The sequence below is a fragment of the Alcanivorax sp. HI0044 genome, assembly GCF_001634945.1.
This window is the reverse complement of sequence record NZ_LWEZ01001134.1, coordinates 1-6,753: the sequence shown is the minus strand read 5'-3', so window position 1 is coordinate 6,753 and position 6,753 is coordinate 1. Positions and strand designations below refer to the sequence as shown.

The window sequence follows — 6,753 nt, the reverse complement described above, 5'->3', positions numbered from 1 at the left end:
TTAAAACGGAAGAAGACGCCATCCGCATCGCCAACGACACCCCCTATGGGTTGGCAGCGTACTTCTACAGCGACAATATCCACCGCTGCTGGCGCGTGGCAGAGGCACTGGAAAGCGGCATGGTCGGCGTCAACGAAGGGTTGATTTCCAATGCCACCGCCCCGTTTGGCGGGGTCAAGGAATCCGGCCTGGGCCGCGAAGGCTCCCACCAGGGCATGGAAGAGTACCTGGAAACCAAATACCTGTGCATGGGAAGTTAAGAGCAGGAACGAGTTGAAAGTTAAAAGTTGAAAGGCGCGACAGAGTATTAAGCACGCGAAACATCAGTGCCCGCGTACACAGCCCAAACCGCGCGAAGCTCAACAGGCCGAGAACACAATTACCGTTCTCCGCGTTTTAACTTTCAACTTTAAACTCGCAACTCGGAGTTAAGGATGACGAAACGGCTAAACATCGCCCTGCTCCCCGGCGACGGCATCGGCCCTGAAGTCATGGCCGTGGCCGAACAAGCACTAACACTGCTGATTGACCGCTTTCAGTTGCCGCTGTCCTGTCACTCTTTCCCCTGGCCGTCCCACGCTTGGCACCAGCAACACGGGCAGATGATGCCGGATGATGGCGTGGACCAGTTACGCGCCTTTGATGCCATTTTGTTGGGTGCGCTGGGCGATCCGGGGCCACTGGATGATCCGGACCGTTTTGTGCTGCCCGACAGCATTTCTCTCTCGCCGCTGCTGGCACTGCGCAAACAACTGGACCTGTGGGCCTGTGAACGGCCAGCCCGCTGGCAGCCCGGCGCGCCCCAGTACCTCAGCGATCCCCGCGCCAACGATGTGGACATGCTGGTGATTCGCGAAAACAGCGAAGGGGAATACAGCAACCAGGGCGGTCGCCTGCGAGCCGGCACGCCCCACGAAGTGGCTACCCAAGTGGAAGTGTTCACTGCCTCAGCCACCGAACGGCTGATCCGCCATGCCTTTGAACGGGCCCGCCAGCGGGCGACCCAACGTCATCGGCCGCGCCAGTTCAAAAACGAAAAAGCCTCACAGGTCTGCCTGATCACCAAACGTAATGCCCAGCCTTTCTGGGGCGACCTGTACACCGAAACCTTCCTGCGCGTGGCCCAGGAGTATCCGGATGTGGACACCCACCACGAACTGGTGGATGCGGCCTGCATGAAATTTGTCCAGTGCCCCTGGCGTTTCGATGTGGTGGTGGCCAGCAACCTGCACGGCGACATTCTCACCGACCTGGCGGCGGTGCTCTGCGGCGGCCCCGGGCTCGCCCCATCCGCCAACCTGAATCCGGCCGACAGCAGCATTCCGGCCCTATTTGAACCGGTTCACGGCAGCGCACCGGACATCGCCGGGCAGAATCAGGCCGACCCCCGCGCCACCCTGCTCAGCCTGGCCATGACCCTGGAATGGCTCGCCCCTTACCACCCGGCTCTGGGCAATGCGGCACAACATCTGCATGACACGGTAACGGCGGACCTGGCCGGGGGAAATGACCCCACGCTGACCAACGGGACCCGGGAAACAGGACAACGGCTTTACGCATTGCTGGCTCCGTAACACGGGCCGGTAACGTCAATGCACCAGCGGGGCGTATTTTCATCCCGCAGGCATCAGACAACGACGGCAATGAGCAATGAGAAAGGAGGCACCATGAGTCATTTGTCCCCCTTACTGGTTCAGTCCAGCGGGATTTGCGCGGAGCGCGGCGAAGGTAGCTGGCTCTATGATGAAAAAGGCAACCGCTGGCTGGACTTCACCTCCGGCATCGGCGTGACCTCCACCGGCCACTGTCACCCCAAAGTGGTCGCCGCCACGCAGGCTCAGGTCGCCAAGCTGGTTCACGCCCAGTACGCCACCGTCACTCACCCCAACATGCTGGCCCTCACCGACCGGCTCTATGAACACCTGCCCAAAGGGCTTGACGCGGTAGCGTTTTCCAACTCCGGCAGCGAGTCCGTGGAAGCGGCCATTCGCCTGGCACGCCAGGCCACCGGCCGCACCAATCTCATCGCCTTTCGCGGCGGCTTCCACGGCCGCACCCTGGCTGCGGCCTCGCTGACCACCTCTACCAGCAAGGTGCGTACCGGCTGGCAACCGCTGATGGCCGGGGTCAGCATTGCGCCGTTCCCCCATGCCTATCGCTATAAGCAGGACATGGATCAGTGTGTCACTGACTGCCTCAACGAGCTGGACCATATCTTCGCCACCGAGTGCAACCCGGCCGACACCGCCGCCATGATTATCGAACCGGTGCAGGGCGAGTACGGCTATTACCCGGCCTCGGCCGCCTTCATGAAAGGCCTGCGCGAGCGCTGCGACAAACATGGCATCCTGCTGATTGCTGATGAAATCCAGGCCGGTTTCGGCCGCACCGGCAAGTTCTGGAGCCACGAACATTTCGATGTAAAACCCGACATTATTATCACCGCCAAAGGGCTGGCCAGTGGTTATCCGCTATCCGCCATTGCCGCCAGCCGTGACCTGATGACCCACGGCTACCCCGGCTCCCAGGGCGGCACCTACGGCGCCAACGCGGTGGCCTGCGCGGCGGCCCTGGCCACCCTGGACGTCATTGAGGAAGAGCAGCTGGTGCCCCGTGCCGACAAGCTCGGCCAGCAGCTTCTTACTCACTTGCAGGGCCTGCAAAAACAGCATGACTGCATTGATGAAATTCGCGGCATGGGGCTCATGCTGGGCCTGGAAATTGTCAGTGCCCCCCACACCCCGGATGGCGACCGCGCCGGCAAGCTGCTCAAGCATTGTGAGAATAACGGCATGCTGATGTTGCGCTGCGGCACCCAGGGCCAGGTGGTACGCTGGTTGCCACCGCTCACCGTCACCGAAGCGGAAATCGAAAAAGCGGTAGAACTGTTTGATGCCGCACTGAAAGAGACGTGAAGAGCAGCTTCGAGCTACTAGCTGCTAGCTACAACAACGCGTTTCGAAGCAGTAATTGCATCAAGGCTTTCACCGCGCACCACTCTTGCCAGTGCGGAGTAACTAGAAGCTAATAGCTGGCCGCTGAATTTAAGGAGATTCGATGACAGACACCACCATCACCGTCCTGCTGGCCGAAGACGAACCCGCCCTGCCCGGTCTGGAGTCTCTGGACGGCCTGGCACGGGTTCAGGAAGCGCGGACACCGGCACAGTTAAAAAGCGCGCTACCGGAGACCGACATTCTGGTGGTCACCGATTTCCGCACCGACCTGCTGGAGGAAGTGTGGCCGGATAACTGCCCGGTGCGCTGGGTCCATGCCACCAGTGCCGGCGTGGATGCGCTGATGATCGACCCGATCAAACACAGTGACATCGTGGTCACCAACGCCCGCGGCATTTTCGACCGCGGCATCGCCGAATACGTGCTGGGCGCCCTGCTGATGTTCGCCAAGGACACGCTCGGCAACCTGGCACTGAAAGAACAGCACCGCTGGCAACACCGGGAAACCCGCATGCTGCGCGGCGCCAATGCCCTGATCGTGGGCGCCGGCTCTATTGGCAGGGAAGTGGCCACGGTGCTCGGCGCCATGGGCATGAACGTGATCGGCACCGCCCGCCATGCACGCCAGGACAGCGCCTTTGACCGGGTCCACCGACAGCAGGATTTGCCTGCGCTGCTCGGTGATGCGGACTATGTGGTGGTCACCGCACCGCTGACACCGGACACCGACGGCCTCTTCGACGCCGCCACCTTCCGGCAGATGAAGCCCGGCGCAGCTCTCGTCAACGTGGGTCGCGGCCCCATCGTGCGCACCGACGCCCTGCTGCAGGCCCTGCAACAAGGCCGGCTGGCCGGGGCGGCCCTGGATGTGTTCGAAGAAGAACCCCTGCCCGCCGACCACCCGCTATGGAATCACCCCAAGGTGATGATCTCGGCCCATATGGCAGGGGACTTCATTGGCTGGCGCCAGGCGCTGGGCCAGCAATTTGTTGATAACTTCCACCGCTGGCGCCGGGGGCAGCCACTGGACAACCCGGTCAGCAAGGAACACGGCTATGTAAGTAGCGCTTGATGCCCGACGCCGGATGCCTGACACGGCAACCCAGCCCCGGCTTCTGACTCCAAGCGATAAGCGTCAAACCAGGAGGTATGCCGATGAGCAAGGAACTACTGACCATGAGCGCCCAGGCGCTCAAAGCCGCCTACCAGACGGGCGCTTTATCACCGGTGGAAGTTTGCTCCACCCTGCTGGATCATATCGAAAAGCACGATGAGGCATTGAACGCCTGGTGCCTGATCGACCGTGATACCACCCTGCAATGGGCCCGCGAAGCGGAACAGCGCTACCAGAACGGCAACGCCGACGGCCTGCTTGACGGGGTGCCAATTGCGGTCAAAGACGTTTTCCTTACCCCCATGTGGCCCACCCTGAAAGGATCGAAAACCATTGATCCCGCCAGCACCCTGGAAAAACGCTCCCCCGCCGTTGCCGCGCTGGAACGCCACGGGTATGTGCCGCTGGGCAAGACCACCACCCCCGAGTTTGGCTGGAAAGGGATTACCGACAGCCCCCTGTGTGGCCCCACCAACAATCCCTGGGACCCGAGCAAAACTGCCGGGGGCAGCAGTGGCGGCAGCGCGGCCGCCGTATCCGCCGGCATGGCGCCCATGGCACTGGGCACCGACGCGGGCGGCTCCATCCGCATTCCCGCCGGGTTCTGCGGCATCGTCGGCCACAAGCCCACTTTCAGCGAAGTCCCCCACTGGCCAGCCAGCCCCTTCGGCACCCTGGCCCACGCCGGGCCCATGACTCGCTCCGTGGCTGACGCCGCGCTGATGATGACCGTCATGAGCGAAGCCGATGCCCGCGACAGTCTGGCCGCGCCACGCCGTGGCATTGATTATGTGGCCGCCCTGCAACAGCCCATCAAAGGCCTGCGCATCGCCCTGAGCACCACGCTGGGTTATGCCGATGTGAACCCGGAAATCGAGAAAGCCACCCGCGAAGCCGCCCGGGTTTTCGAGTCACTGGGCGCCACCGTCAGCGAAGTCGACCCGGGCTTCAGCAACCCGCTGGCCGCATTCAGCCACCTGTTCTACAGCGGCGCCGCCAATGCCATGCGCGACCTGGGCGAACGCCAGCGCAGCCTGATGGACCCGGCACTGGTGGAAGTAGCCGCCAAGGCAGAAAAACTGAGCATGCTGGACTACCTGGGCGCCATGAACGAACGCATGGCGGTGAGTGAACGTATGGCCGTATTCCACACCAAGTACGACCTGTTGATCACTCCCTGCTTGCCCATCGAGGCTTTCGACACCAACCGGGAAGTCCCCGTTGACTGGCCCAGCACCCGCTGGCCCACCTGGACGCCCTTCACCTACCCCTTCAACCTGACCGGCCAGCCGGCACTGTCTGTGCCATTGGGGCTCAGCAGCAACGGCCTGCCCATGGCGCTACAAATTGTCGGTGCCCGTTTCGACGATGCCCGGGTGCTCGCCGCTGGCCACGCCTTTGAACAGGCCCAGCCGTTTGCACACCTGCCCCCCATGCTGGATGAACTGCTCAAAGGCGCCTGAGAAAAGGAGACAAGTTATGGGAAACAGTAATCTGGACACGGATTTTTACGAAAGCGAAGACCCGATCTGGAACCCGGCGCTGTTGACCATTCCGGTGCCGGGTATCCGCCGCATGGTGAACCTGGCTGCAGACCTGGACGATGTGATTCATCTGTCCATCGGCCAGCCCGACTTCAAACCGCCGGAGCACGTGATTCAGGCCGGGGTGGATGCGCTCTACGCTGGCCAGACCGGTTACACCATGGACGCCGGCCTGCCGGAGCTGCTGGAATCGCTGGCGGAGTACTACAGCAAACGCTATCAACGCACCCTGGTGCCGGAAAACTTCATGGTGACCACGGGCGCCACCGAAGCCCTGTATCTGGCGTTGACGGCCACCTCGGCCCCCGGCCGGGAATTCATCGTGCCGGACCCGTCTTTCATGCTCTACGGTCCACTGATCCGCATGAACGGTGGCATCGTGCGCAACATTGCCACCCGCGCCGAGAACAACCATCAGCTGGATCCCCAGGAAGTGATTGACGCCATGGGGCCCAATACCTTCGCGGTGATTCTCAACTCCCCCAGCAATCCCACCGGCACCATCTACCCACGAGAAACCATCGAAGCCATTGTCGAAGAAGCGGCCTATCGCGGCATCCATGTGATCAGCGACGAGGTCTATGACCACCTGATCTACGACGGAAAGCATTACCCCAGCGTCCTGTCCAGCTGCCCGGACCTGGACCACGTCATGGTGATCAGCAGTTTCTCGAAAACCTTTTCCATGGCCGGTATGCGTGTCGGCTGGCTGATTGGCAGCCAGGGGGCCATCAAGAAACTGCGCCGCTACCACATGTTCACCACCACGGTGGCCAACACGCCCTGCCAGTGGGCCGGCGTCGCCGCATTGCGTGGCAGCAACCAGTTTATCGACAACATGGTGGAGGAATATCAGCGCCGGCGGGATCGGCTGGTGGAATTGGTGGAACAGACGCCACACCTTACCGGCTACAAACCGGACGGCGCTTTCTATCTATTCCCCTCGCTACCGGAAGGTGTCGACGGGGCCAACGTGGCGCTGAAATTATTGCGCGAAACCGGAGTCTGCACCATTTCCGGCGACACCTTCGGGGACGCCGGGCGCAACGCCCTGCGCATCAGCTACTCCACCTCACTGGATCAGATCGAAGAAGCCTTCAAACGGATCATTCCCTGGATGGAGAAACAAAACTTCAGT

6 protein-coding genes are annotated in these 6,753 nt (G+C 61.9%); all 6 read left to right on the top strand.

The genetic code is table 11. The annotated features are described in order from the left end of the window. Nucleotides 1-260 (top strand): aldehyde dehydrogenase family protein (locus tag A3730_RS13905; RefSeq protein WP_156501206.1); only part of this gene is annotated, 260 nt, incomplete at its 5' end. Between the two features lie 174 nt (nt 261-434). Continuing rightward, nucleotides 435-1,574 carry an isocitrate/isopropylmalate dehydrogenase family protein gene (locus A3730_RS13900; protein ID WP_063519189.1) on the top strand — a complete coding sequence of 380 codons (1,140 nt, stop codon included), beginning with the start codon at nt 435-437 and terminating at the stop codon, nt 1,572-1,574. 93 nt (nt 1,575-1,667) lie between these two features. After that, entirely contained in the window at nt 1,668-2,915 is a 1,248-nt protein-coding gene (locus A3730_RS13895; protein WP_197468539.1) for an aspartate aminotransferase family protein, read from the top strand. 142 nt (nt 2,916-3,057) lie between these two features. Then, nucleotides 3,058-4,029: a D-2-hydroxyacid dehydrogenase gene (locus A3730_RS13890; RefSeq protein ID WP_063519187.1), complete on the top strand. Its 972-nt coding sequence runs from the start codon at nt 3,058-3,060 to the stop codon at nt 4,027-4,029. 83 nt (nt 4,030-4,112) lie between these two features. Beyond that, nucleotides 4,113-5,534 carry an amidase gene (locus tag A3730_RS13885; RefSeq protein WP_063519186.1) on the top strand — a complete coding sequence of 474 codons (1,422 nt, stop codon included), beginning with the start codon at nt 4,113-4,115 and terminating at the stop codon, nt 5,532-5,534. Between the two features lie 16 nt (nt 5,535-5,550). Next, nucleotides 5,551-6,753 (top strand): pyridoxal phosphate-dependent aminotransferase (locus A3730_RS13880; RefSeq protein WP_063538271.1); only part of this gene is annotated, 1,203 nt, incomplete at its 3' end.